The sequence below is a fragment of the Rhodanobacter sp. FW106-HT46G03 genome (genome assembly GCF_058789895.1).
This window is the reverse complement of sequence record NZ_JBYTCC010000001.1, coordinates 3,263,458-3,286,592: the sequence shown is the minus strand read 5'-3', so window position 1 is coordinate 3,286,592 and position 23,135 is coordinate 3,263,458. Positions and strand designations below refer to the sequence as shown.

At 68.1% G+C, this 23,135-nt stretch carries 22 protein-coding genes; 9 read left to right on the top strand and 13 right to left on the bottom strand.

Annotated features, from left to right (window positions below; all coding sequences use genetic code 11):
• Positions 1-12 precede the first annotated feature (12 nt).
• The 4 genes from AC3WP6_RS14760 to hemH all read right to left on the bottom strand — a co-directional run bounded on the left by AC3WP6_RS14760 (position 13) and on the right by hemH (position 3,913).
• Complete coding sequence (locus AC3WP6_RS14760; protein ID WP_492628367.1) at positions 13-753, bottom strand: fimbrial biogenesis chaperone; 741 nt, start codon at positions 751-753, stop codon at positions 13-15.
• A 101-nt stretch (positions 754-854) separates the two neighbouring features.
• A complete protein-coding gene (locus AC3WP6_RS14755; protein WP_492628366.1) occupies positions 855-1,409 on the bottom strand; it encodes a fimbrial protein in 555 nt (184 codons plus the stop codon).
• A 627-nt stretch (positions 1,410-2,036) separates the two neighbouring features.
• Positions 2,037-2,879 (bottom strand): alpha/beta fold hydrolase, encoded by an 843-nt coding sequence (locus tag AC3WP6_RS14750; protein ID WP_492628365.1) that lies wholly within the window; start codon positions 2,877-2,879, stop codon positions 2,037-2,039.
• Positions 2,876-3,913, bottom strand: a complete 1,038-nt coding sequence (gene hemH, locus AC3WP6_RS14745) for a ferrochelatase (RefSeq protein WP_492628364.1) — start codon at positions 3,911-3,913, stop codon at positions 2,876-2,878. The genes AC3WP6_RS14750 and hemH overlap by 4 nt, the downstream gene beginning before the upstream one ends.
• 71 nt (positions 3,914-3,984) lie before the next feature.
• Between hemH and AC3WP6_RS14740 the strand changes: the two genes are divergently transcribed.
• The 4 genes from AC3WP6_RS14740 (at position 3,985) to tatC (ending at position 6,222) form a co-directional block, all read left to right on the top strand.
• On the top strand, positions 3,985-4,674 hold the full coding sequence (locus tag AC3WP6_RS14740) for a lipid-binding SYLF domain-containing protein (RefSeq protein WP_492628363.1): 690 nt from the start codon (positions 3,985-3,987) through the stop codon (positions 4,672-4,674).
• A gap of 77 nt (positions 4,675-4,751) precedes the next feature.
• On the top strand, positions 4,752-5,015 hold the full coding sequence (gene tatA / locus AC3WP6_RS14735) for a Sec-independent protein translocase subunit TatA (RefSeq protein ID WP_492628362.1): 264 nt from the start codon (positions 4,752-4,754) through the stop codon (positions 5,013-5,015).
• A gap of 18 nt (positions 5,016-5,033) precedes the next feature.
• The gene (gene tatB / locus AC3WP6_RS14730; protein ID WP_492628361.1) at positions 5,034-5,468 is read left to right on the top strand and encodes a Sec-independent protein translocase protein TatB; all 435 of its coding nucleotides are present in this window, start codon (positions 5,034-5,036) and stop codon (positions 5,466-5,468) included.
• On the top strand, positions 5,455-6,222 hold the full coding sequence (gene tatC, locus AC3WP6_RS14725; protein ID WP_492628360.1) for a twin-arginine translocase subunit TatC: 768 nt from the start codon (positions 5,455-5,457) through the stop codon (positions 6,220-6,222). The genes tatB and tatC overlap by 14 nt, the downstream gene beginning before the upstream one ends.
• Before the next feature lie 15 nt (positions 6,223-6,237).
• On the opposite strand, the gene AC3WP6_RS14720 is transcribed toward tatC, so the two are convergent.
• The 3 genes from AC3WP6_RS14720 to AC3WP6_RS14710 form a co-directional block, all read right to left on the bottom strand.
• Positions 6,238-8,607, bottom strand: coding sequence for an LTA synthase family protein (locus tag AC3WP6_RS14720; protein ID WP_492628716.1), 2,370 nt, complete (start codon positions 8,605-8,607; stop codon positions 6,238-6,240).
• Positions 8,608-8,868: 261 nt separating this feature from the next.
• A complete protein-coding gene (locus tag AC3WP6_RS14715; RefSeq protein ID WP_492628359.1) occupies positions 8,869-10,104 on the bottom strand; it encodes a multifunctional CCA addition/repair protein in 1,236 nt (411 codons plus the stop codon).
• 111 nt (positions 10,105-10,215) lie between these two features.
• Positions 10,216-12,237, bottom strand: coding sequence for a transglycosylase SLT domain-containing protein (locus AC3WP6_RS14710; RefSeq protein WP_492628358.1), 2,022 nt, complete (start codon positions 12,235-12,237; stop codon positions 10,216-10,218).
• 109 nt (positions 12,238-12,346) lie between these two features.
• On the opposite strand from AC3WP6_RS14710, the gene AC3WP6_RS14705 reads away from it, so the two are divergent.
• Entirely contained in the window at positions 12,347-13,963 is a 1,617-nt protein-coding gene (locus AC3WP6_RS14705) for a glycoside hydrolase family 17 protein (protein WP_492628357.1), read from the top strand.
• A gap of 13 nt (positions 13,964-13,976) precedes the next feature.
• Positions 13,977-14,657 carry an SDR family NAD(P)-dependent oxidoreductase gene (locus AC3WP6_RS14700; protein WP_492628356.1) on the top strand — a complete coding sequence of 227 codons (681 nt, stop codon included), beginning with the start codon at positions 13,977-13,979 and terminating at the stop codon, positions 14,655-14,657.
• Here the strand turns inward: AC3WP6_RS14700 and AC3WP6_RS14695 are convergent.
• The 5 genes from AC3WP6_RS14695 to AC3WP6_RS14675 all read right to left on the bottom strand — a co-directional run bounded on the left by AC3WP6_RS14695 (position 14,620) and on the right by AC3WP6_RS14675 (position 18,320).
• On the bottom strand, positions 14,620-15,021 hold the full coding sequence (locus AC3WP6_RS14695) for a hypothetical protein (RefSeq protein WP_492628355.1): 402 nt from the start codon (positions 15,019-15,021) through the stop codon (positions 14,620-14,622). The two genes, AC3WP6_RS14700 and AC3WP6_RS14695, sit on opposite strands and share 38 nt — an antisense overlap.
• Positions 15,021-15,797, bottom strand: coding sequence for an endonuclease/exonuclease/phosphatase family protein (locus tag AC3WP6_RS14690; RefSeq protein WP_492628354.1), 777 nt, complete (start codon positions 15,795-15,797; stop codon positions 15,021-15,023). The genes AC3WP6_RS14695 and AC3WP6_RS14690 overlap by 1 nt, the downstream gene beginning before the upstream one ends.
• Before the next feature lie 53 nt (positions 15,798-15,850).
• The gene (locus tag AC3WP6_RS14685) at positions 15,851-16,537 is read right to left on the bottom strand and encodes a thiol:disulfide interchange protein DsbA/DsbL (protein ID WP_492628715.1); all 687 of its coding nucleotides are present in this window, start codon (positions 16,535-16,537) and stop codon (positions 15,851-15,853) included.
• 34 nt (positions 16,538-16,571) lie between these two features.
• Positions 16,572-17,453 (bottom strand): thiol:disulfide interchange protein DsbA/DsbL, encoded by an 882-nt coding sequence (locus tag AC3WP6_RS14680; protein WP_492628353.1) that lies wholly within the window; start codon positions 17,451-17,453, stop codon positions 16,572-16,574.
• Positions 17,454-17,522: 69 nt separating this feature from the next.
• Entirely contained in the window at positions 17,523-18,320 is a 798-nt protein-coding gene (locus AC3WP6_RS14675) for a c-type cytochrome (protein WP_492628352.1), read from the bottom strand.
• 106 nt (positions 18,321-18,426) lie between these two features.
• On the opposite strand from AC3WP6_RS14675, the gene yihA reads away from it, so the two are divergent.
• Positions 18,427-19,044 (top strand): ribosome biogenesis GTP-binding protein YihA/YsxC, encoded by a 618-nt coding sequence (gene yihA / locus AC3WP6_RS14670; protein ID WP_492628351.1) that lies wholly within the window; start codon positions 18,427-18,429, stop codon positions 19,042-19,044.
• A gap of 143 nt (positions 19,045-19,187) precedes the next feature.
• On the opposite strand, the gene AC3WP6_RS14665 is transcribed toward yihA, so the two are convergent.
• Positions 19,188-19,679: a GAF domain-containing protein gene (locus AC3WP6_RS14665; protein WP_492628350.1), complete on the bottom strand. Its 492-nt coding sequence runs from the start codon at positions 19,677-19,679 to the stop codon at positions 19,188-19,190.
• A 198-nt stretch (positions 19,680-19,877) separates the two neighbouring features.
• Here AC3WP6_RS14665 and bioD point away from each other — a divergent pair, with 198 nt between their 5' ends.
• A complete protein-coding gene (bioD, locus tag AC3WP6_RS14660) occupies positions 19,878-20,558 on the top strand; it encodes a dethiobiotin synthase (protein ID WP_492628349.1) in 681 nt (226 codons plus the stop codon).
• Between the two features lie 94 nt (positions 20,559-20,652).
• Entirely contained in the window at positions 20,653-22,863 is a 2,211-nt protein-coding gene (gene dcp / locus AC3WP6_RS14655; protein ID WP_492628348.1) for a peptidyl-dipeptidase Dcp, read from the top strand.
• Positions 22,864-23,135 lie beyond the last annotated feature (272 nt).

Here is a 23,135-nt window from a genome sequence, read left to right as displayed (position 1 = left end):
CGCGGCGTGATTTCACGGCGCCACGGTGCCCTTGTGGGCATCAGCCGCGCCGTAGTCGTCGATGGTGGTGAACGCGACCGGTGTGCCGACGGATGGTGCCTGCGCGTGGCCCTTCAGCGGCAGGCGCAGGTCGCCGAACGGTGCGACCATGCCGCTGGCGTCCTCGATCGGCTTGGTGTTAGCGCCGAGCGAAAGGCTGCTGATCGTGACGTAGTACGGCGTGGGGTTGTGCACGACCAGCGTGGCGCCCCGGGCGGTGAAGCTCAGCTGGTCGGGGGCCTTCATCGCGCTGCCCGGCAAGCTGGCCGGGCGATAGAACAGTTTCAGCCGCGAACGTATCGCGAACTGCAGGTAATTCTGGCCGGCGGTCTGCGCCGCAGTGGGCCTCGGCGGGATCTCGAGCACGTTCAGCCAGAACAGCGACTCGCGGTCGATCGGCAGTGGCTGGGAACCCTGGGTGTAGATGATCCGCAGGCTTTGGTCCTTGTGCTGATCCATGCGGAACAGCGGCGGCGTGATCAGGAAGGGCGTGCTCACGCTGTTCGGGGTCGATTTGAGGTTGCCGGTATCGATCCACGCCTCGACCAGCGCCGCGTAATTGTTCTCGTTGGTCAGGCGCACGGTGGCTTCGCCCTGCTGGGCCGCGAACACGACGCGGGTGCCGCCGATGACGACGCCGGCGCGGGCCGCGGTTGCCATACACAGGCACACGGCGATCGCCGCAGCACGGGCCGCAAGGTTGAAAGGCTTCATTGGGGAGGTGCTCCGGCAGGGATGAGCTCAGCATGGCGCCGGCTGGATACAGCTCCGTCGCGGCGGCAGTGCCGCGACGGAGTGCGGGCGACGGTAGTCGCTTACTGGTAGATCAGCGTGTAGTCGACCGTGCTGCTGACGGTACCGGCGGTAGCCGCGCCGGTGGCGTAGTAGCGAGCGTAGTAGGTCATCGTGGCCGCTTGGCTCGCAACGGTGGCGCTAGACGTGCCCTGGTTGCCTTCGGCGCCGTTCAGGGCAATGGCCGTGCTGTCGTCACTGTTCAGCAGCTGCAGGTTGACGTTGTTTGCCGTGCCGGTGCTGTTCAGGCGGCCGCTGCCGTTGACGTTGGTGCCGCTCCAGTACGGGGTCACGGTCTTGCCGTTGAGGCTGGAGTCGCAGCCGGTCACGGCGATGGTGAACGGCATGTCGCCATAGGTGGCGGCGGCGGCGGCCAGCGCGCTGGTCGGAGCGGGCTTCAGCACCACGGTGCCGTTGCCGCCACTGGTGCCGTTGACGGCGACTGTGCAGGTGGCGGCCACCACCTGGCCGTTGATGGTGATGGTGCCGTCGATGGCGGTGGCCGCCTGGGCCGACGGGATGAACGCGAAGGTGCCAAGAGCGGCGACCAAAGCAGCGGAAAGTAGCGATTTGCTCATGATGTTTCCTTGGTGGCAGGTATGGAATGGGTTTTGAGCAGCTTGCCGTGGTCTCCCCGACCGGCTCGCGGTGGCTGTCCACCCCTCGGCTCGAAGCGCAAGGCTGTCAGACGCGGACTAAGCAATCGCCGTGCCGCGCGCGCGCTGGATCAAAATGTGGTGAGCCACACGGTGGCGAATGACTGCATGCGCAGTGCAGTGCGTGGGCTTGATGCGATGGTGGAAGGCGGCGATAAGGACGTCAGCGTTTCACCTCAAGTACGGTGGGTGACTTATCCCTGTCATCGTTCCGCCAGAAACGACAGTCTTGTCTGACGATTCTTGCCAACGACGGCGTATGCGTTCCTAACGCGACGCTGAACGCCGGTTAATGTGACGGCCGTCACGTTGCCAGCATACAAAAATGTGACGTATTTCGCGCTTTGAAACAAATACGACTAATGACTAAGTCCGTCACTTGTTGACGAGCTGCGCGGAAGCACCAGGGGGGCGGGGCCTTTCATCAGGCATCCGCGCCGCCACGGGGGCCGGAACCCGAGCCGATGGCGAGGGGTCGCAGTCGGCTTGATGGGGGGCGTGGTGCTGGGGCAGGTGTCAGGTGGTGGAGACCGGCTCTGCCCTTGGTCTTCACGTTCCCATCAGCCATTGCGCCACGGCCGCGGGATGTTCCAGCTGCAAGTGGTGCCCGCCAGCAAGGGTGTCGACGGTGATGCGCGCCACGCAGGCGGCGCGCGCCTGCATCAGCGCGGAAGGCAGGTAGGGCGTGGCCGGCGTGGCGAGCAGCAGGGCGGTGGGCGCTGCGATGCCAGCCAGCAGCGCGCGCACCTGGCTTTCGGCGAGGCGGATGGCGCTGGCGCGGGCGAGGCGCGGGTCGCTGCGCCATTGCCAGCCCTCGGCGGCTTGGCGTAGGCCGCGTTCGACGATGGGGCGCGCCAACTCCGCGCGCAGGCCGGTGGCCATGGTGCGGGCACTGACTGCTTGGTCGATGCTGGCAAACGTGCGCAGTCCCTTGCCGTCCGCCACCGGTTTGGCCAGCGCGTTGCGGTAGCGTTCCAGCGTGCGGCTGCCGTCGTCGGCCAGCGGGCCGAGGCCTTCGATCAGAAACAGGCGGTCGATGCGTTGCGGCGCGGCGGCGGCCACCAGTGCGGCGATGCCGGCGCCGAGCGAGTGGCCGAGCAGCGTGCAGTGCGCGAGGTCCTGCGCGTCCAGCGCCGCCAGCACCGTGCGTACGTAGTCGACGTAGTGGTAGTGCGCGCCGGGGGCCACATGGGCGCTGGCGCCGTGGCCGGGCAGGTCAAGGGCGATGACGTGATGCCGCTCGGCCAGGAGCGGCGCCAGCAGCGCAAAACTCGCCGCGTTGTCGAGCCAGCCGTGCAAGGCCACCAGCGGCGGTGCGGCCGGATTGCCCCAGGTCAGCGCCGCCAGGTCGCCTTGCGGCAAGGCGATGCGCCGCTCGCGCGGCGCGTTCACGGCGCGAGCCAGCCGCCAAGGTGGCGGCGCAGCAGCGCGGCGAGGCTGGCGATTTGCGCGGGGCTGGTGTTCAACGCCGGGATGTAGCGCAGCGCCGTGCCGCCCGCGGCGCGGAAGAAGTCGCGGTTCTGCATGCCGATTTCTTCCAGCGTCTCGAGGCAGTCCACCGCAAAGCCGGGGCACACGACGTCGAGTTTCTTCACCCCGTCGGCAGCCAGCTTGCGCACGGTGGCGTCGGTGTAGGGCGACAGCCAGCGCTCGCGACCGAGCCGCGACTGGAAGCTCAGCGTCCACTGTTCAGCGGCAAGCTGCAGGCGGCTGGCGAGCAGGTGCGCGGTGGCGCGGCATTGCTCGGGGTAGGGGTCACCGGCACGCGCGTAGCGCTCGGGGATGCCGTGGAACGAGATCAGCAGTTTTTCGCCGCGACCGTTCGTGGCCCACCAGCGTTCGATCGAGCTGGCCAAGGCGTCGATGTGCCCGGTGTCGTCGTGGTAGCCGTTGATGAGTCGCAGCTCCGGCGGCCAGCGCAGGGCTTTCATCGCGTCGGCGACGGCGTCGATCACCGAGCCGATCGAGGTGGCCGAGTATTGCGGGTAGAGCGGCAGCACCAGCAACCGGCGCACGCCGTCGCGCTGCAGCTCGGCAATGGTCGGCGCCACGGCCGGCTCGCCGTAGCGCATCGCCAGCGCGACCCGCACCGCGTCGCCCAGCTCCGCCTGCAGCGCGCGGGCGAGCGCTTCGCTGTGCCAGCGCAGCGGGGAACCTTGCGCATCCCAGATGCGTCCGTAGGCATGCGCCGAGCGTTTGGGCCGCACGCGCAGGATGATGCCGTGCAGGATCGGCCACCATTGCCAGCGCGGCAGTTCGATCACGCGCGGGTCGGAGAGGAACTCGGCGAGATACGGCCGCACCGCAGCGGCGGTGGGTGCGGTCGGTGTGCCAAGGTTCACCAGCAGCACGGCAGTCTGAACGCCGGTCGCCGGTGCCGTGCTGGACGCCGCATCGGCGCCGGTATAGTGATTGTGGTCAGGCATCGTGGCGTCGAGTTTGCCACAAGCGTGGTGGCGTCCCGCTGCATGTTCCCCCTTCCATGACGGAGTTGCCCATGTCCAAGAGGCCCCTGCATCGCCTGCTCCTGCTGGCTGCCGCGCTGCTGTTGCCGGTTGCCGCCGCGCAGGCGGAAGACCCGCCGCTGGTGCGCGTGCACAACGCGGTCGAAGTGCTGAACACCATCGAGCAGTCGCCGGACAAGTCGATCCCGTCCGACCTGTTGAAGGAGGCGCGTGCGATCGCGGTGATCCCGAGCCTGCTCAAGGCCGGCTTTATCTTCGGCGGGCGCCGCGGCGAGGGGCTGATTTCGGTGAAGCGTGCCGACGGCACCTGGTCCGATCCGAGCTTCATCACGCTGACCGGCGCCAGCGTCGGGTTCCAGATCGGCGTGTCCTCGACTGACGTGGTGCTGGTGTTCCGCACCCAGCACGGCGTCGATACCATCGTGAACGGCAAATTCACCTTCGGCGTGGATGCCACCGCCGCCGCCGGCCCGGTCGGGCGCAGCGCCAGCGCTGACACCGACCAGAACATGAAGGCCGAGATCTACTCCTACTCGCGCTCGCGCGGCCTGTTCGCCGGTGCCGCGATCAACGGCGGCGCGTTGCGGATCGACTATGACGCCAATGCCGAGGTGTACGGCAAGGACATCACGCCGCGCCGCATTTTCGAGGGTGGGGTCCAGAACGTGCCGCCGGATGTGGTGAAGTTTCGCGACACGCTGGAGGAATACACCGCGAAATAACGCGCCGGCACTGGCCATGTGCGAAGATCGCGGTATTGCGGGCGGCGCCGTTTCCGCCCCCTCCGACCGAGGTTGACATGGGTTTCGACAGCATCTGGCACTGGCTCCTGCTTCTGCTCATCGTGGTGCTGGTGTTCGGCACCAAGAAGATCGGCAACATCGGCTCCGACCTCGGCAACGCCGTGCGCGGGTTCAAGAAGGCGATGCACGGCGAGGACGACGACAAGTCCAAGCCGACGCCGGCGGAGCAGGAAAAGCTGCGCGCCGATGCGCCGAGCCCGAGCCCCGGCCCGGCGCAGCCCAGCGCGCAGGAGCAGCACGACACGCACGAGTCGAAGTAGCCGCGGCAGGCGTCGGCGATGATCGAGATCAGCTTCGCCAAGCTGGTGCTGCTGGCGCTGGTGGCACTGATCGTGCTGGGCCCGGAGAAACTGCCCGGTGCGGCGCGTACCGCCGGCGCGCTGCTGCGCCGCATGCGCAGCGGCTGGGACAGCGTGCGCTCCGAGGTGGAGCGCGAGCTGGAGGTGGAGGAGATCCGCCGCGCCGCGCGCGAGGCCGCGGCGCGCGCCGAAGCCGCGCAGGACGATTTTCGGCAATCGGTCGGCGCGGTGGAAACCGCGGTGAAGCAGGCGGGCAACGAGATGCGCGAGGCAGTGGCGGAACCCGCGCCCATGGAACTGACCTCGGAGCCGGAACCGGAACCGGAGCCGCCGGCCGAGCCCGATCCGCAACAGGAGCTGCCGCTGGCGATGCCGCACGCCACCGGCAAGGGAGGCGCGCATGGCGGAGCCTGAACCCGACGGCCTCGGCAGCGACCTGCAGGAAGGCATCATTTCGCACCTGATCGAGCTGCGCTCGCGGCTGCTGAAGGCGGCCGCGTGCGTGCTGGTGGTGCTCCTGGCGCTGGTGCCGTTCGCCAACCGGCTGTATGCGGAGCTGGCCGCGCCGCTGGTGGCGCGCCTGCCGCAGGGCGCGCATCTCATTGCCACCCAGGTCACCAGCCCGTTCCTCACGCCGCTGAAGCTCGCGTTCTACACCGCGCTGTTCATCAGCATGCCGGTGATCGTCTACCAGCTGTGGGCGTTCGTCAGCCCCGGCCTGTACAAGCGCGAAAAGCGCCTGGCGCGACCGCTGCTGCTGGCGGCGATGGTGCTGTTCTACTGCGGCTGCGCATTTGCGTATTTTCTGGTGCTGCCGGCGGCGTTCCGGTTTCTCACCGCGGTGACGCCGGCCGGGGTGGAGATGATGACCGACATCACGCATTACCTCGATTTCGTGATGCTGATGTTCTTCGCCTTCGGCCTGTGTTTCGAGGTGCCGGTGGCGGTGGTGATCCTGGCGGCGGTGGGCGTGGTCGATGTGGCCAGGCTGCGCAGCGCACGGCGCTACGCGATCGTTGGTGCGTTCGCGATTGCCGCCGTGCTGACCCCGCCGGACGTCACCTCGATGGTGATGCTGGCGGTGCCGATGACGCTGCTCTATGAGCTTGGCATCTTGGCCGTGCGCTGGCTGGTGCCGGCGAAGGTCGACGCGAAACCGGCGGCGTGACGCCGTCAGTTGGCGTCATCCGGCCGAACCCGCAGCGGCAGGCGCGACAGTGCTCGCCGCGGTGGCCGGCGGCGGCGAGCTCGCCGCTGGCGCCATGGACGGAGCAGCGTGCAACGCAACCATGGATACCGGCTTTACCGCCGTGCTCGTCGCAGTGGCCGGTACGGTCGCGCTGGCCGCAGGCGCCGCGTTGCCCGCAGGCGCAGGCTGGGTCGCAGGTGTCTCCGGTGCAGGAGCGGCCGGCGCAGGCGTTGCCGTCGGCAGCGGCGCCACCTTGGTGCTGTCCGCGGCGCGACGCGCGAGCCCGCCGTGCTGGTACAGATCGCTGGCCACCTGGTAATAGGCGATCGTGGTGTCCAGCAGCGACTGGTTGACCGGGCTGACCGGGGTCGCGTCGCCGGTCGCAAAGTCCGGCTTCAACTGTTCGATGCGCTGGCGCGGTTCGAGGATGGTCAGCGTGTCGCCGTGCACGTAGCCGAGTTTTTCGTAGGTGCCGGGGAAGGCGTGGCCCGCGTCCGCCGGGCGCTGGAATACATCCTGGCCAAAGAAGCGCGAGCGGTAGCTGAAGTCCAAAAGACCAAGCAGCGTCGGCGGGATGTCGAGCTGGCCCATGAGCGTCCCCACCCGGCGCGGGGTGACCCATTTCGGCGCGTAGATCCACAACGGGATGTGGTAACGGTTGATCGGGATGCTGGTCTTGCCGGCGCTCGATGCGCAATGGTCGGCGGTGATCACGAACACCGTGTTGGCGAAGTACGGCTTGGTGCGCGCGCGCTCGATCAAGTCCTTGATCGCCCAGTCAGTGTAGGCCACCGCGCCCAGGCGCGAGGGCGCCGGCCACTTCACCCGCCCGGCCGGGTAGGTGTACGGCCGGTGGTTGGAGGTGGTCATGATGTGCAGGAAGAACGGCTTGTGCTCGCCCGCGATCTGGTCCATCTGGCGCAGCGCCAGGGTGTAGAGATCCTCGTCGGACACGCCCCACACGTTCTGGCTGTGGATCGGCATGTCCTTCGGAATCGCGCTGCGGTCCACATCGATGTAGCCGTTGTGGCCGAAGAAATAATTCATGTTGTCGAAGTAGCCGTAGCCGCCGTAGACAAACTCCGACACGTAGCCGCGATCATTGAACACGCTGGCCAGCGAGGACAGGTTTTCGTTGTCCTTTGCACGCACCAGCGAGTCACCCGGTGTCGGCGGCACCGACAGCGACAGTGCTTCGAGCCCGCGCACCGTGCGCGTGCCGTTGGCATACAGGTTGTCGAAAAACAGGCTCTTGCCGACCAGCGAATCCAGGAACGGCGTGATGCCCTGCTGGTTGCCGAAGGTGGCGAGGTAGTCGCCGGAGAGGCTTTCCACGCTGATCAGCACCACGTTCAGGTGCTTTTCCGGTCCGGCGGCGCGGATCTCGCGCGTCAGGTCGCGCGGGTCGTTGCTGATGAAGGTGGCATTTGGTGCGGCAAGATCCTTGCGCACGAGGGCAAACGCCTCGGTATCCGGCAGTGAGCGGTAGAACTTCTTGAAATCCAGGTGGCTCGATCGGAACGCGGCAAAGAACTGATAGATGCCGTTGCCGGAAAGCTCGTTGACGTAGTTGTTGGCGGTGCGGTCCTTCATTTCGCCGTTGATGCCGGCCACTGTGGCTACCGTCAACACCAGCCACACCAGTGGCACCCGCGCGCGCTGCCACAGCGTGCTGCCGTCGTCGCGCGCACGCAATTTGCGTCGCGAGGCGATGAACATCACCAGCGCCAGCACCACCAGCAGCGCCAGCCAGGTGCCGACCGGATACGACTCGCGGATATTGCCGATCACCTCGGTGGTGTAGACGAGGTAGTCCACCGCGATGAAATTGAAGCGCACGCTGAACTCGTTCCAGAACACCAGCTCGGACGCGGCCACGAACAACAGCCCGTAGAGCAGTGCGAGGCCAAGCAGGTACAACCCCCACTGGCCACTGCCGCGGGTGTAACTGAGCGCCGGCAGCGGCAGGAAAAACAGGAACACCGCCAGCAGCGGCCAGGATTCCTTGAGGTGCACGTGCCACAAGAGGAACACCGCCAGCAGGCACGCGCCGTACAGCGCGGCCATGCCGATGAGCCAAGCCAGCCAGCGTGCGCCGCCGGTGACCGGCGCGCGTCGCGTCGGCACCAGCCATAGATAAAGCACCAGCGGCCAGGCGAGATAGAGGAACGTGACGAGGTCGTAGCCCAGCCCGACGCCGAACGCATACAACCAGTCCAGCGGGTTCAGCGGTACGTTGCGCCCGCTCATCACCAGCAGTGCCACGCGGGTGATGAAACTGAGGATGAGGTAGGTGATGCCCAGCCACCACAAGGGCCGGAACCGCTGACGCAGCGGCGAGGATATGAACAAGGTGCGCGACACGGACGACGACTCCGGCAAACGGTAGCTGCGGATCAGGTACCAGCGCGTTTTATACACGTAGTGGCGCGCCGATGTCCGAAGTGGCGCGGGTTTGCGCCGGAAGCGCAGGTGATCGAAAGCAGGCAAGCGGCGCAAAGCCGTTTGTGTCCGCTTGCGTGCCGGTTCGCCAGCATGGGCCAAGAGCTGGCGGGAAAGATGGCCAAAACGGCGCAGTTGCAACCGCTGGCTTTCCACCGCCCTCGCTCCCGGGCTACGCCGTGTTCAACCGGTGCCCGGCTGGTGGGGCAAGGCGGCGATCGCGTCGATGCGCGCACGCTGCACGGCCGCGCCGATGGCTGGCCCGACAAGGCCACCGGCAAGAAACGGTGCGGCATGCACCGCCGCGGCGGCAGTCTGTGCGGCGCGCAGGTAGTCCGCCTGCGGGTAGGCGTCGTCCGCGTGGCCAAGCCGGCCCAGCGCGTCCGCCATGCAGGCCCGCACGAAGGTTTCCAGCCGCTGTGGGCGGCGCAGGGCGTCCAGCGCGCCCAGCAGTTTCAGCACCGTCGCCGGCTTCAGCTCCAGAGCGCGGTGGCCGTTCAAATGCTCGCGACATACCAGCTCGCCCAGTGCGGCATGTTCCGCCGGTACCTTGAGCCGCGTTGCGAGCGCCCGCGTGGGCACCACGCCGCGCGCCTCGTGGCCGACGTGGCGCGGCCATTCCGCGCGTGGGGTCAGCGCCTTGCCGAGGTCGTGGACCAGCGCGCAGAAGCCGACGAGGTCGTCGCCAGGCGCGAGTCGCGCCGCCGCATCCAGCACCAGCTCCATATGCGCGCCAGTGTCGATCTCCGGGTGGTAATCGGCGCGTTGGGGCACGCCGTAGAGCGCCTCCACCTCGGGCAACAGCACGGCCAGTGCGCCGGTTTCGCGCAGCACCCGCAGGAAAGCGGACGGCTGCGGTGCGGCCAGCGCCTTGCGGGTTTCCGCCCAGACGCGCTCGGGCACCAGGTGATCCACCTCGCCGTCGGTCACCATCTGCCGGAGCAGCGCCAGGGTTTCCGGCGCCAGCGTGAACCCCAGTGGCGCAAAGCGCGCGGCGAAGCGCGCCACGCGCAACAGGCGCACCGGGTCCTCGCCAAACGCCGGCGACACGTGGCGCAGTACCCGCGCCTCGATATCCGCCGCGCCGCCGTAAGGGTCGACGAGCGTGCCGTGCTCATCCTGCGCGATGGCGTTGATGGTGAGGTCGCGGCGCGCCAGGTCGGCTTCCAGCGTCACCGAGGGATCGGCCTGGAACACGAAGCCGTGGTAACCGTGCCCCGCCTTGCGCTCGGTGCGCGCCAGCGCATATTCCTCGTGCGTGCGCGGGTGCAGGAACACCGGGAAATCCTTGCCCACTGGCGCGTAGCCCAGCGCCAGCAACTCCTCCGGCCGCGCGCCGGTCACCACGTAATCGCGGTCGCCTGCCGGCAAGCCGAGCAACCGGTCGCGCACGGCGCCGCCGACGAGATAGATACGCATGCGCAGCATTCTCGCATGCAGGCGGTCAGACGCTCAGTTGCACCACTGTTGCTCGCAGGGAATGCCGTTGCCGTCCATCTTGGGGCCCGGTTCGAAAGCCCGACAGTTGGCCTATGGTGTGCTGGCAGTGGTCGCCGCCGGGCACGCCACGGTCTTGCGTGTCGCGTCGGCGCCCGGTGGTGTGTAGGCTTGGCCGATGGCCGGCATGCGCGCGCTCATCGGCAGCGGGTTGCCGTGCAGGCGCCAGTCGTAGATCACGCTGAAAGCCATCACGCGGGCGACGTATTCGCGGGTTTCCTTGTACGGGATGGTGGCGACGAAGAGATCGGGGCTGAGCGTGCCGCGTGCGGCGAGCCATTGCTCGACCTTGGCCGCGCCAGCGTTGTAGGCGGCGCTGGCGAGCCACGGCGAACCGTTGAAGCGCGCGGCGAGCTCGGCCAGGTGGCGGGTGCCGAGCGCGATATTGACGGTCGGCACGTACAGGCTGTCGCCGCCGGCCCATGGCAGGCCGTTCTGCTGCGCGACCTTGGCCGCGGTGGCGGGCAGGAGCTGCATCAGCCCGCGCGCGTCGGCGCCGGAGCGCGCGTCGGTCACCCACGCACTTTCCGAACGCAGGATGCCGTACGCCCAGGCCGGGGCGACGCCGGCCTGCCGGGCCTGCGCGACCAACCCATCTTCGGCGGCGAGCGGGAAACGCAGCGTGTAGTAGCGCAGCGCCTTGCCGCTGGTGAAGGTGAATACCGCGCGGTCAAACCAGCCGCGCTGGTTGGCCAGCTCCGCGGCCAGCGCGCGGGTGCTGGCGTCGCTGCCGTCGAGTGCGCGGTTCCATTCGCGTCGGGCGAGTTGCGGCAGGTCGACGGCATACAACTCGAAGGCGCGATCGAGGCCGGGCATCTGGCCGAGCAGCGCCGGCGCCTGGCTGGCGTCGACCGGCGGCGTCTGCGGGCAGATCGCGTACGGTTGTTGCACCTGGTCGGCGGCGAGGAAGCCGTAGTACGTGGCTTCGCCGGCAAGCGCGGTGACCAGGTCGCGCGCCTGAACCGGATGGTTGGTGGCGCGCAGCGCCCGCGCGCGGAACCAGCGCCACTCGCCATCCTGCTGCAGGTTGGCCGGCATCGCCGCGATCGCCGCCAGCACGCCCGGCCAATCCTGCGCGGCCAGCGCCACCCGGGCGCGCCATTCGCGGGTGGCGTCGGTTTGCGCGCTGGCCGGCAGTGCGGCGAGTTGGGCGCCGGCGTCGGGTTCAAAGTCGGTCGCGTGGAACAGCGCCAGCGCGCGGGTGATGTCGTCGCGCTGGGCCTGGCTGAAGCGGAAGTTGGCCTGCAGTCGTTGCCACGCGGCGTCGGCGGCATCGACGTTGCGGCGCGCCGCGCGTTCAAGCGTGATCGCCGCGGCCTGGCGTGCGCGCAGCGTGTCCGGCCAGCTGGCGGCAGCGGCCACGGCGGCATTCGGGTCGCGCAGCGCCAGCGCGATGCGCTGCGCCTCGCCGGCTTGCGCGGAGGGCAGCCATGCCGCCAGCGCGGCCACGGTGCCCCCCTTGCCGGCGCTGGCGGCGCGGTCGATGCGTGCCCAGAGGCGGGTGTCGGTCAGGAGCCCTTGCGTGCGTGCCGCCTGCAGCACCGGGTCGCACGCGCTCGGCAATTCCGGCTTGGCCCACAGCGCGGCGAGGTCGCGGTCAAAATCCAGCGGCGCGCCAGCGGCCAGCGAGGCCTCAAGCGCGTAGCAGGTGAAGGCGTCGCCCAGGCCGGGCCGGTAGAACGTGCGGAAACCTGCCCAATCCTGCCGCGAGGCCAGCTCGCGCAGGTAGGTGCGTCGCAGGTCCTGCGCCGGAATCAGATCCGGATATTGGGTGAGATATGCCTGCACCGTCGCGTCGTCGACGCTGGCGATGTCGTGCTCCAGCGCGGCGGCCTGCAGGTAGGGATACAGCGCGTAGCCGCGCAGTTGCGGCGCGTAGGTACGCCAGCCGTCGCCGCCCTGCTTGGCGGCGGCCCACGCCTGCTTGAAGGCGGCACGCTGCGCGTCGAGCGACGCGGCGGCCTGACCGCTGGCGGCGATCGGCAGGCCGGCGGCCAGCAGCAAGGATGAAACCGCGAACCACACGCGGCAGCGCCGCACGACGTGGGCGAACATGACGACTCCTTGGGGAAGGCGGTTGCATTGTAGTGGATGGGCTCGCACGGCCTTGCGCCGGGCGGCCTGATAAGCTGCGGCCTTCCCCGTTGCGGCTCACAGGATCGGCATGTCGTTCTCCCCGTCGTCGCGCGCGCGCCGCGTGGTCGCCTGGTTGGCGCTGGTGGTGATGGCTGCGGCCGGCGCGGCGTGGTGGTGGAACGCGGGGCGGCCGGTACCGTTGCCGGATGCGCCGTCGGCGCGCATCGCCTGCGTGTCCTACGCGCCGTTCCGCAAGCCGGGCGAGACGCCGCTCGATCCGCACGCCTTTGTCAGTCCGGGACGCATCGACGCCGATTTGCGCGCGCTGTCGGCGCGTTTCGATTGCGTGCGTACCTATTCACAGGGGCAAGGGCTGTCAGTGGTGCCGGAGATCGCCGCGCGCTACCACATGCGCGTACTGATGGGCATCTGGCTGGGCAGCGACCGCAAGGCGAACGCGCGGCAGATCGCGCTGGGCATCGCCACCGCGCGCAAATATCCGCAGGTGCTGCGCGGCGTGGTGGTGGGCAACGAGGTCTTGTTGCGCGGCGACCTCAGCGAGCGCGAGCTGGCGGGGTATCTGCGCGAGGTGCGCGCCGCGTTGCCGGCGGCGATTCCGGTCACCTATGCCGATGTATGGGAGTTCTGGCTGGCGCACCCGGCGCTCGCCGGGGGCGTGGATTTCGTCACCGTGCACATCCTGCCGTACTGGGAGGATCAGCCGGTACCGCCGGAGGCCGCGGTGCAGCATGTGGCCGATGTGTACGCGCGGGTCGAGCATGCGTTTCCCGGCAAGGCCGTGATGATCGGCGAAACCGGCTGGCCGAGCGAGGGCCGCCCGCGCCGTGGTGCCGCCGCCAGCCGGGTGAACGAGGCGCGCTACTTGCGCGAGTTTCTCGATTACGCCGCCAGCGTGCACATGCCGTACAACGTGATCGAGGCGTTCGACCAGCCGTGGAAGCGTGCGCAGGAAGGCACGGTGGGCGGCTACTGGGGCATTTTCGACGCGCACGCGCAGCCGAAATTCCCGATGCAGGGCCCGGTGGTGGAGATTCCGCGCTGGTGGCTGGGCTGGCTGGCTGGCGCGCTGGGCGCGGCGCTGTTCATGCTGCTCGGTGCGCGGCAACGGCGGGCGCGCGGCTGGCGCCATGCGCTCGCGTTGGCGTTGGCCGGTGCGGCCGGCGGCATGGCGCTGGGGTGGCAGGTGCGGCAAATGCTGTTTGCCTGCCACGACGCCTGGGAGTGGAGCGTGTCCGGCGTCGCCTGGCTGGTTGCGCTGTTCACCGGCGTGCGGTTGGCGCGCTGGCTGGCCGGACGGCTGGCCGGTGCGCCGTATCGGCGTGCGCCGGCCGGACGTTGGCGCTCAATCTGGCTGTTTGCGCTGGCGCTGTACGGCCTGCTGCTGGTGTTCGACGGGCGCTATCGCGATTTTCCGCTGGGGTTGTTTGCGCTGCCGTGCGCCGGCTACGCGCTCACTGCCTGGCTGGATGCACGCGTGCGCGCGCCAAGCCGCGAGACGCTGTTTCTCGCCGGCTGCCTGCCACTGCTCGGCGGCGCCAGCGTGGCGCTCGAACTGGGTCTCGATCCCGCAACATGGTGGTGGCTGGCGCTGAATCTTGCGCTGGCGCTGCCGGTTGTCGTCGCATGGGCGCACAGCCGTTCCGGTCTGGTCACCGCGCGGACTATGCTCGGCGTTTCATCTTGACGAGGACACGGACATGGCCCAGCAACGACGCATTGCAGTAACCGGCGCCTTCGGCACGCTCGGCGCCGCCGTGGTACGCGCGGCGCTGGCCGCTGGCCACGCGGTGGCGGCGATCGACCGCGCACCGGTACCGGCGGGGCTGGGCGCCGCACATGGTTTTGGCGGGGTGGACCTGGCCGACACCACGGCGGCCAAAGGTGCACTCGATGCCGCGGCCGCGGCGCTGGGCGGGCTCGATGCGCTGGTCAACATTGCCGGCACCTTCCGCTTCGAGACGCTGGCCGATGGCAGCGCGGAAACCTGGGATCTGCTCTACCGGGTGAACCTGCGTACCGCGATTGCCGCCAGCCGCGCCGCGTTGGCGCACCTGCCGGACGAGCGCGGCCGCATCGTCAACATCGGCGCCGCGGCGGCACTCAAGGCGGGCGCCGGCATGGGCGCGTATGCGGCGTCCAAATCGGGCGTGATGCGTTTTACCGAAGCGCTGGCCGAGGAGGTCAAGACGCGCGGCATCACCGTCAATGCGCTGCTGCCCAGCATCATCGACACCGCGCCCAACCGCGCCGACATGCCAAAGGCGGATTTCAGCCGCTGGGTGCGGCCGGAACAACTGGCGGCAGTGATCCTGTTTCTGTTTTCCGACGACGCCAGCGCGATTACTGGCGCGCTGATACCGGTGACGGGGCGGGTGTAGGCAGGGCGCGCCCGCTGTCGAGGTGCACCAGCCGCAGGCAGCCGGCGAGCAGCACGAACGCGCCGGACTCCGGGCAATACAGCACCAGCGCAAAGGCGCCGAGCGCGGCGGCCAGCGCGGCCAGCCCGCGCGCACGGCGCAGCAGGGCCAGGGCAAGCGCCGCCAGCGCCAGCCAGCCGTAGACGCCGTGCAAAAAGCCCAGCACCAGCGCCTGGCGCAACGGGCACCACCACGGCGGCGCCGCGCGCGTGCACAGGTCGGCCAGCAGGGGTTGTTCGATCAGGCCCAGCCGCAGCCACATCGCACCGGCGCCCGCCAGCACGATCGCCAGCCAGGGCAGGGCGGCGCGGGCGATGCGTGGCATCAGCGCGCCTTGGTCGTGCTGGCGCCCGGCAGGCGGATTTCCGCCGCCAGCGGGAGGTGGTCGGAAAACGCCTGCGGCAGGGTCCACACCTTTTCCAGCTGCACGCTGGGCGACACCAAAATGTGGTCGAGCGCGCGCCGTGGTTTCCAGCTGGGGAAAGTGGGCGCATCCAGCATCGGCGGCTGCAGGTTGGTGCGCGCAAACAGCTGGCGCATTTCGCTGCTGTCGGCGCTGGTGTTGAGGTCACCCATCAGCACCGCCTGCGGGTAGTCGGCCAGGATTTCGCTGATGAACGCCAGTTGCCGCGCGCGCGATGGGGCGCGCAGCGACAGGTGGGCAATGACCACGGCAAACGCGTGTTCACCCTCGCCAAAGCGCACCAGCAGTGCGCCACGGCCGTGGCCGGGCAACGGGTAGTCGAGCACCGCGGTGGGCTCGATCCGGCTGATGAGGCCGTTGGCGGTGTGCGACAGCTTGGCCACCGGGCGATTCGACTGATAGCTCCAGTACGGCATGCCCGAGGCTTCGGCGAGGTAACGCGTCTGGTTCAGGAAACCCGAACGCAGGCTGCCGGCATCGGCCTCCTGCAGGCCGATCACGTCGAATTGCGGCAACAGCGCTGCGAGTCGATCAAGGTTGTCGATCTTGCGCCGGCCGGGCAGCATCGCGTTCAGGCTGTGCGTGACGTAGTCGCGGTAGCTGCGCACGCTGGCGCCGGCGAGGATGTTGCAGCTCAGCAGGCGCAGGTGCTGGTTGGCGGGTTGGGGGCGGCTCATGACGTTGCCATGGTGCGCGCGGCAGGTCGCACTGCGCGTGAACATGCCGCGCCCTATTTGCCGCCCTTGTCGGCAGCGGTCAGCTCGCGTTTTGCCAGCCATTGGGCGACGGCGGAGAGCTCATCGAGCGTGTGCACGTTGACGACCTTGTACTTGCCGTCCACCACGACGCTCGGTGTACCGTCCACGCCCCACTGCTGGATCAGGGCGAGATCGGCCTTGAGCTTGGCAGTGGCGGCGTCGGAAGTGGCAATGCTCATGAACTTGGCCCGATCCACACCTTCGCGGGCATAGAAATCGGCCAGCTCGTCCAGCGTGTTGATCGGGTAGTGCTGGGCAAACTTGGCGGTGAACAACTGCAGGTGCGTGCGATCCACCACGCCCAACTGGTTGGCCGCGTAGTAGGCGCGCGCAAACGGCAGCCATTGCGCGCTGAACGGCGCCGGCACCAGCTTGAACACCACGCCCTTGGGCAACTGCGCCTTGAGCTTTTCCGCAATCGGCGCGAACTCGGCGCAGTGGATGCAGCCATAGGAGAACACCTCGGCCACTTCCACCTTGCCGTCGCTGCTGTAGCGCCGGTGCGGCGCTGGCAGCGTCACGTACTGATCGCCCTCGGTGTACGGCGCCGGCGCGTTGCTGGCGGCGGTGGTGCCGGTGCCGGATTGCGCGGTGCACGCGCTGGCCAGCACGAGGCCCAGGGCGAGGGCAAGAAAACGCAGTTTGGCGAGATGCTTCATCACGAATTGCTCCACAACGGGTTGCGGCGGCGACCTATTTGCCGGCAGCTTCCTTCGCCACCAGCCACTGGGTCAGTTCGATCGCGCGCTGCATGCTGCCCACGTCCGACGGCGAGAAACGGTACTTGCCGTCGACCACGATGGTGGGAGTGCCAGGCACGCCGTACGCCTTGATGAGGTCGTCGGCTTGTTTCATCTTGGTATTCACCGAGAACGAGTTCGCCACGGCGACGAATTCCTTCGGATCGACCCCGTATTTGGCGTAGAACCTCGCCAGCGTCTCGATCGTTGGCCATGCGCCTTTGGGCTTGGGTCGACCGGTGGAAAGGTCGTAGGTGGCGGTTTCGCCGGTTTTCCAGGTGGCGTCGAACATCGCGTCCTGGGTCTTGGCGCGCACGCCGAGCGCTTCGGCGGCGTAGAACGCGCGCTGGTACACCGGCCAGTTCTCGTCCGGGCGGAACGAGGCGGGCAGGTAATCCACCACCGCATCCGCCGGCAGGCTCTTCGCGATCGCATCCATCGTGCCGTGGAAGGCGTTGCACGCCGGGCAGGCGTAGGAGAACACCTCGACCACTTCGATCTTGCTGGTGTTGGTGGCCTTGGGTTGCTGCGGATTGATGCGGAAATAATTTTTGCCTTCCACCCACTTGCCATCGTCCACGAATGGCTGCGCCGGTGGCGGTGTCGCGGCGGCGGTGGTGGCAGGTGCGGGTGTCGTGCCGGCAGTGGCCGGCGCGGTGGCCGCACTGGCCGTCGTGGCGGCACTTGGCGCTGCCGCGGTGGCGGATGCCGCCGGTGTTGCCGGTGCGCTGGCCGGGATGGCCGGAGCGGGCGGCGTGACCGCGTTGTCGGCGGAATGGCCGCACGCACTCAGCGCCAGCACGGCGGCGCACACCAACGTCAAACGCTTCAACATGGAATCACCTCGACAAAACCGGGTCACTGCGGCGCGACCGGGCCGGCGTGGCCAGCCCGGCGCCGGACGTCACGGCGTGGCAGGCGCGCCCTTGGCGCTGGCGGCAGCCGAGTGCAGGCCTTCGACATAACTGGAAACCGCGGAGATATCGTTGGCGCTCAGCTTCTTGGCAATGGTGGGCATGATCTGCGAGTGGGCATCGGTTCCCCACGCATTGCCGTCGTGCCAGGCCTTGAGCTGGGTCTGCACATACTGCGCATGCTGGCCCTCGATCGCCGGGTACATCGCGCCGGGGTTGCCGCGACCGTCCATGCCGTGGCAGGCCATGCAGGCCGGTACCCCGGTTTTCACATCACCCTCGCGATAGAGCTTTTGCCCGGCTTCGACCAGCGCCTGATCGGCCACGCCCGGCAGGCGTTTCTGGCTGGAGAAATACGCGGCGATGTCGTGCATGTCCTGTGTGGACAGGGTGGACGCCATGCCGAACATGATCGCGTTCTTGCGTTTCTGGCTCTTGAAGTTTTCCAGCTGGCGGACGATGTACTGCTCGCTCTGGCCGGCCAGCTTGGGGTACTGCGGATCGGTCGAGTTGCCGTCGGCGCCATGGCAGGCAGCACACGCCGTGGCCTTGGTCTGGCCCACTTTCGGGTCACCCGGCTTCGATGCTTCGGCGGTGGCCGGTGCGGCTGCCACCGCCGGTGCCGCTGCAGTGGCCGCCGCCGCGGGCGCTGCCGTGCCTGCCGGCGCCGGCGTGCTGGCCGCTGTGGCGGAATCCTGCGCCGCCACCGTGCCCGCACCGAATGCGAACATCAATGCGGCCGCGGCACCCAGCGCAGCCGGCCGAAAACCCGCGAACCGAAAACTCATACACTGCTCTCCCGAGAAACCTCGAAGGCTGCCATCGCGGGCCGGCATCGGCGCAGCGGGCAGAAACCGTCGGATTATCTCCGTGCCCTCGTACTCTGGTCAAACGATGCCAAACCCCTTGCAGCGGGCGCAGTTCGCCCTTGCCGCCCACCAGATCAACCAGTTGCCCGCGGACACCGGTGCCGAAGTGGCGTTTGCCGGGCGCTCCAACGCCGGCAAATCCAGCGCGCTGAACGCGCTCACCGGGCAGAAAGGCCTGGCGCGCACCTCGAAAACGCCCGGCCGCACGCAGCAGATGGTGGTGTTCGACCTGCCGGCCGCCGGGGGTGACGAGGCATTGCGCCTGATCGACCTGCCAGGCTACGGCTACGCGAAGGTGCCGGAGGAGTTGCGTGCGCACTGGAAGCACGAAATCGACGCTTACCTGCAGCAGCGCGCCAGCCTGCGCGGCGTGGTGCTGATCGCGGACATTCGTCACCCGCTCAAGGACTTTGATCGCCAGATGCTGGATTTCTGCTTTGCCAGCGCGCTGCCGTGCCACCTGCTCTTGACCAAGGCCGACAAGCTGTCACGCAATCAGGTGGCGCAGGCGCTGGCCGCCGTGCGCAAGAGTTTTCCCGACGGCCTGCACGCAACGCTGCAGGCGTTTTCCACCCCGGCCGGCACCGGCGTGGATGAAGCGCGCGCGCGGGTGGTCGAACTCCTGCACACGCCGCGGGAGTGAAAGGCTGGGATTGGAGATTCGGCAGAGCGGTTCTTGGCAAGGGGCGCGGTGGGCCGGGCTTCAGCCCGACGCGTCCTCTGCGAAGAGCCTCATTGGGATAGATCTCACCCCGCGGAGCCAGCGGGGCTTTTGTCGCAACTTGCCTACAGCCCCGCCGCATTCATGAAGGTGGTGCACAGCGTTTCCATGCCGGCGCGGTCTTCGTCGTCGAAGCGGTCGGTGTGCGGGCTGTCCACATCCCACACGCCGAACAGGCTGCCGTCGGCGCGCACCAGTGGCACCACGATCTCCGACTGCGAGGCGGTGTCGCAGTAGACGTGGTTGGGGTGCACGCTGACGTCGCGCACCACCTGCGTCTGGCGCGTGTGCGCCGCGGTGCCGCACACACCACGCCCGAGTGCGATGCGGATGCACGCCGGCTTGCCCTGGAACGGGCCGACCACCAGCTCGTTGCCGTCGTGCAGGTAGAACCCGCACCAGTTGATGTCCGGCAGTGCGTGATAGACCAGCGCCGAAAAGTTGGCCGCGTTGGCGACCATGCTCGGCTCGCCGCTGACCAGGCTGCGCGCCTGCTGGGCGAGATCGGCGTAGAGCTCGGGTTTGCTGGCGTGGGTGAGGGGTTTGGCTTCAAACATGGAACGTTGCTCGAATGGAGGTGAGATGCCGCGTCGACCGCGTTCGTGCCACGCGCGGCCAAGCTTGGTGCGAAGGCTCGCGCGGCCCTGGTTTGCAAGTGTGGGGCAGCGGCGCCATTTCAACTTCAACCATGCCGGCGGGCCGCTGTGTGCGTAGCGCCTATTATGCGCGGCCTCCCTCTTTGAACCGCGCCTGCCATGACCGCTCGCAGCTTTTTCATCGCCGGCACTGATACCGGCATCGGCAAGACGCATGCGAGCTGCGCGCTGATCCACGCGCTGCGCGCCAGGGGCTTGCGCGCCACCGGCATGAAACCGGTGGCCAGCGGCTGTTTGCCGTCGCTCGCCGGGCTCATCAGCGAAGACGCTCAAGCCTTGCGTGCCGCGAGCAGCACGCCCTTGCCGGACTACGCGTCGAGCAATCCGGTGGCGCTGCGCGAGCCGCTGTCGCCGCATCTTGCCGCCGCGCATGATGGCGTCGCCATCAGCCTGGCGCCGCTGCGCGCGGCGTTCGATGCCCTGTGCGCCACGCACGACGCGGTGGTGGTCGAAGGTGTCGGTGGCTGGCGCGTGCCGCTGTCGCCGGGCTTGTACGCCTCGGAGATCCCGCGCGCGTGGCAGCTGCCGGTGATCTTCGTGGTGGGCCTCAAGCTCGGCTGTTTGAACCACACGCTGCTCAGCATCGAGGCGATCCGCGCCGACCGCTGCACGCTCGCCGGCTGGATCGCCAACCGCATCGACCCGGCGATGGACGCGGTGGAGGAAAACCTCGCCACCCTGCGTGAGCGCCTGCCGGCGCCGTGCCTGGGCGTGCTGCCGCACGGCATGGCGCCGGAAGCGGCCGCTTCGGCGCTCGATCTGGCATGGCTTGGGGTATGACGCGCTGCGGCTGGCCTTGTGCCGGAGAGAATCGTTACAGTCGATGGCCATTCACTTCGGCGCCGCGCGCGGCGCCCCTGACCGGGACCATCGCATGCTTCCTCTCCGCACCATCGTGATTGCCACCAGCATTGCTCTTGCCGGCTGCTCGCAAGGCGGCAACGACGCCGCCAAGACCGCGCCGGCGCCCAGCGCCAGTGCGCCGGCCAGCGCCGCATCGGTGGCTGATGCCACGGCTGCCAATCCGTTCTTCACCGCCAGCACGCTGCCATTCCAGGCGCCGCCGTTCGACCACATCAAGGACGCCGACTACCAGCCGGCGATCGAAAAGGGCATGGCCGAGCAACTGGCCGAAGTGCAGAAGATCGCCGACAACCCCGAGCCTGCCACGTTCGAGAACACCTACGTGGCGCTGGAAAAAACCGGCGTGCTGCTCAACCGCGTGATGGCCGTGTTCAGCGGCGTCACCGCCGCCAACACCGACGACACGCTGCAGAAGGTGCAGGAAACCGTGGCGCCGCAGCTCGCCAAGCACGAGGATGCCATTCACCTGAACGACAAGCTGTTCGCGCGCATCCAGAAGGTCTACGACGAGCGCGCCACGCTCAAGCTCGACCCCGAATCCGCGCGCCTGGTCGACGTGGTGTACCGCAACTTCGTGCACGCCGGCGCCAAGCTCGCGCCGGCCGACAAGGCCAAGCTCGAGGCGCTGAACCAGGAAGTCTCCACGCTCAGCACGCAGTTCACCAACAAGCTGCTCGCCGCCACCAAGGACGGCGCGCTGGTGATCGACGACAAGGCCAAGCTCGCCGGCCTGTCCGACGCCGACATCGCCGCCGCCGCGCAGGCCGCGAAGGCGCGCGGGCTGGACGGCAAGTGGGTGCTGACGCTGCAGAACACCACCCAGCAGCCGGAGCTGCGGGATCTCAAGGATCGCGACGTGCGCAAGGCGCTGTTCGAGGCCTCGTGGAACCGCGCCGAGAAGGGCGGCGCCGACGACACCCGCGACACGATCGAGCGCATCGCGCAGATCCGCGCCGAAGAGGCCAAGCTGCTCGGCTTCCCGGATTACGCTGCATGGAAGCTCGAAGACCAGATGGCGAAGACGCCGCAGACGGCGATGGCGTTCATGGACAAGCTCGCGCCGGCCGCGGTCGCGCGCGCCAAGTCCGAGGCGGCGGAGATCCAGGCGCAGATCGACCAGGACCAGAAGGCCGCCGGCCAGCCGACGTTCAAGCTCGAACCGTGGGATTGGCAGTACTACGCCGAGCAGGTGCGCAAGGCCAAGTACGACCTGGACGAGAGCCAGATCAAGCCGTATTTCGAGTTGAACAATGTCCTCGAAAACGGCGTGTTCTACGCCGCCAACCAGCTCTACGGGCTCACCTTCAAGGAGCGCAAGGACATCCCGGTGTACAACCCGGATGTGCGCGTGTTCGAGGTGTTCGACAAGGACGGCAAGTCACTGGCGCTGTTCTATTGCGACTACTTCAAGCGCGACAACAAGAACGGCGGCGCGTGGATGGACAACTTCGTCGGCCAGTCGAAGCTCCTGGGTACCAAGCCGGTGATCTACAACGTCGCCAACTTCACCAAGCCCGCCGCCGGGCAGCCGGCGCTGCTGTCGTGGGATGACGTCATCACCATGTTCCACGAGTTCGGCCACGCGCTGCACGGCATGCTGGCCGACGAGCAGTACCCGACGCTCTCCGGCACCAGCACCGCGCGCGATTTCGTCGAGTTCCCGTCGCAGTTCAACGAGCACTGGGCGTCGAATCCCAAGGTGTTCGCCAACTTCGCCAAGAACTACCAGACCGGCGCGCCGATGCCGCAGGCGCTGGTCGACAAGATGCGCAAGGCCGGCAAGTTCAACAAGGGCTACGACATGACCGAGCTGGTCGCCGCCGCCATGCTCGACATGAACTGGCACATGCTGCCGGCGAGCGCGCCCAAGCAGGATGCCGACAAGTTCGAGACCGCCGCGCTCAAGAAGGACGGCGTGGATCTCTCCTATGTGCCGCCGCGCTACCGCTCCAGCTACTTCCAGCACATCTGGGGCAATGGCTACGCCGCCGGCTACTACGCCTACCTGTGGACCGAGATGCTCGCCGACGACGCCTTCGAGTGGTTCCAGGAGCACGGCGGCATGACCGCCGCCAACGGCCAGCGCTTCCGCGACATGATCCTCTCCCGCGGCAACACCGAAGATCTCGCCAAGCTCTACGACACCTGGCGTGGCCAGCAGCCCAGCATCGAGCCGATGCTGGAGAACCGCGGGCTCAAGGACGCGCCGAAGAAGAAGTGACAGCGGGCCGAGCTTGGTCCGACGTTCCGGCGCTCAGGGCTGGCCATGCCATCCCTGAGCGCGTCGCAGCTCAGATTCGCACGACATAAATTGTCAATGCATCACCCTTAACTAGCAAATAGAGCCGGTTAACTTCAGAGTCGGCGCATGGCCCGACCCAGCCGATCCAGCGAAATCGAGCTTGCCATGCTGCAAGCGGTGGATGCCCACCCGCGCGACTTGGTCAGCGTGGTCGCGCGGCAATTGGGCCTGTCGACCGCGCGCATCAGCAC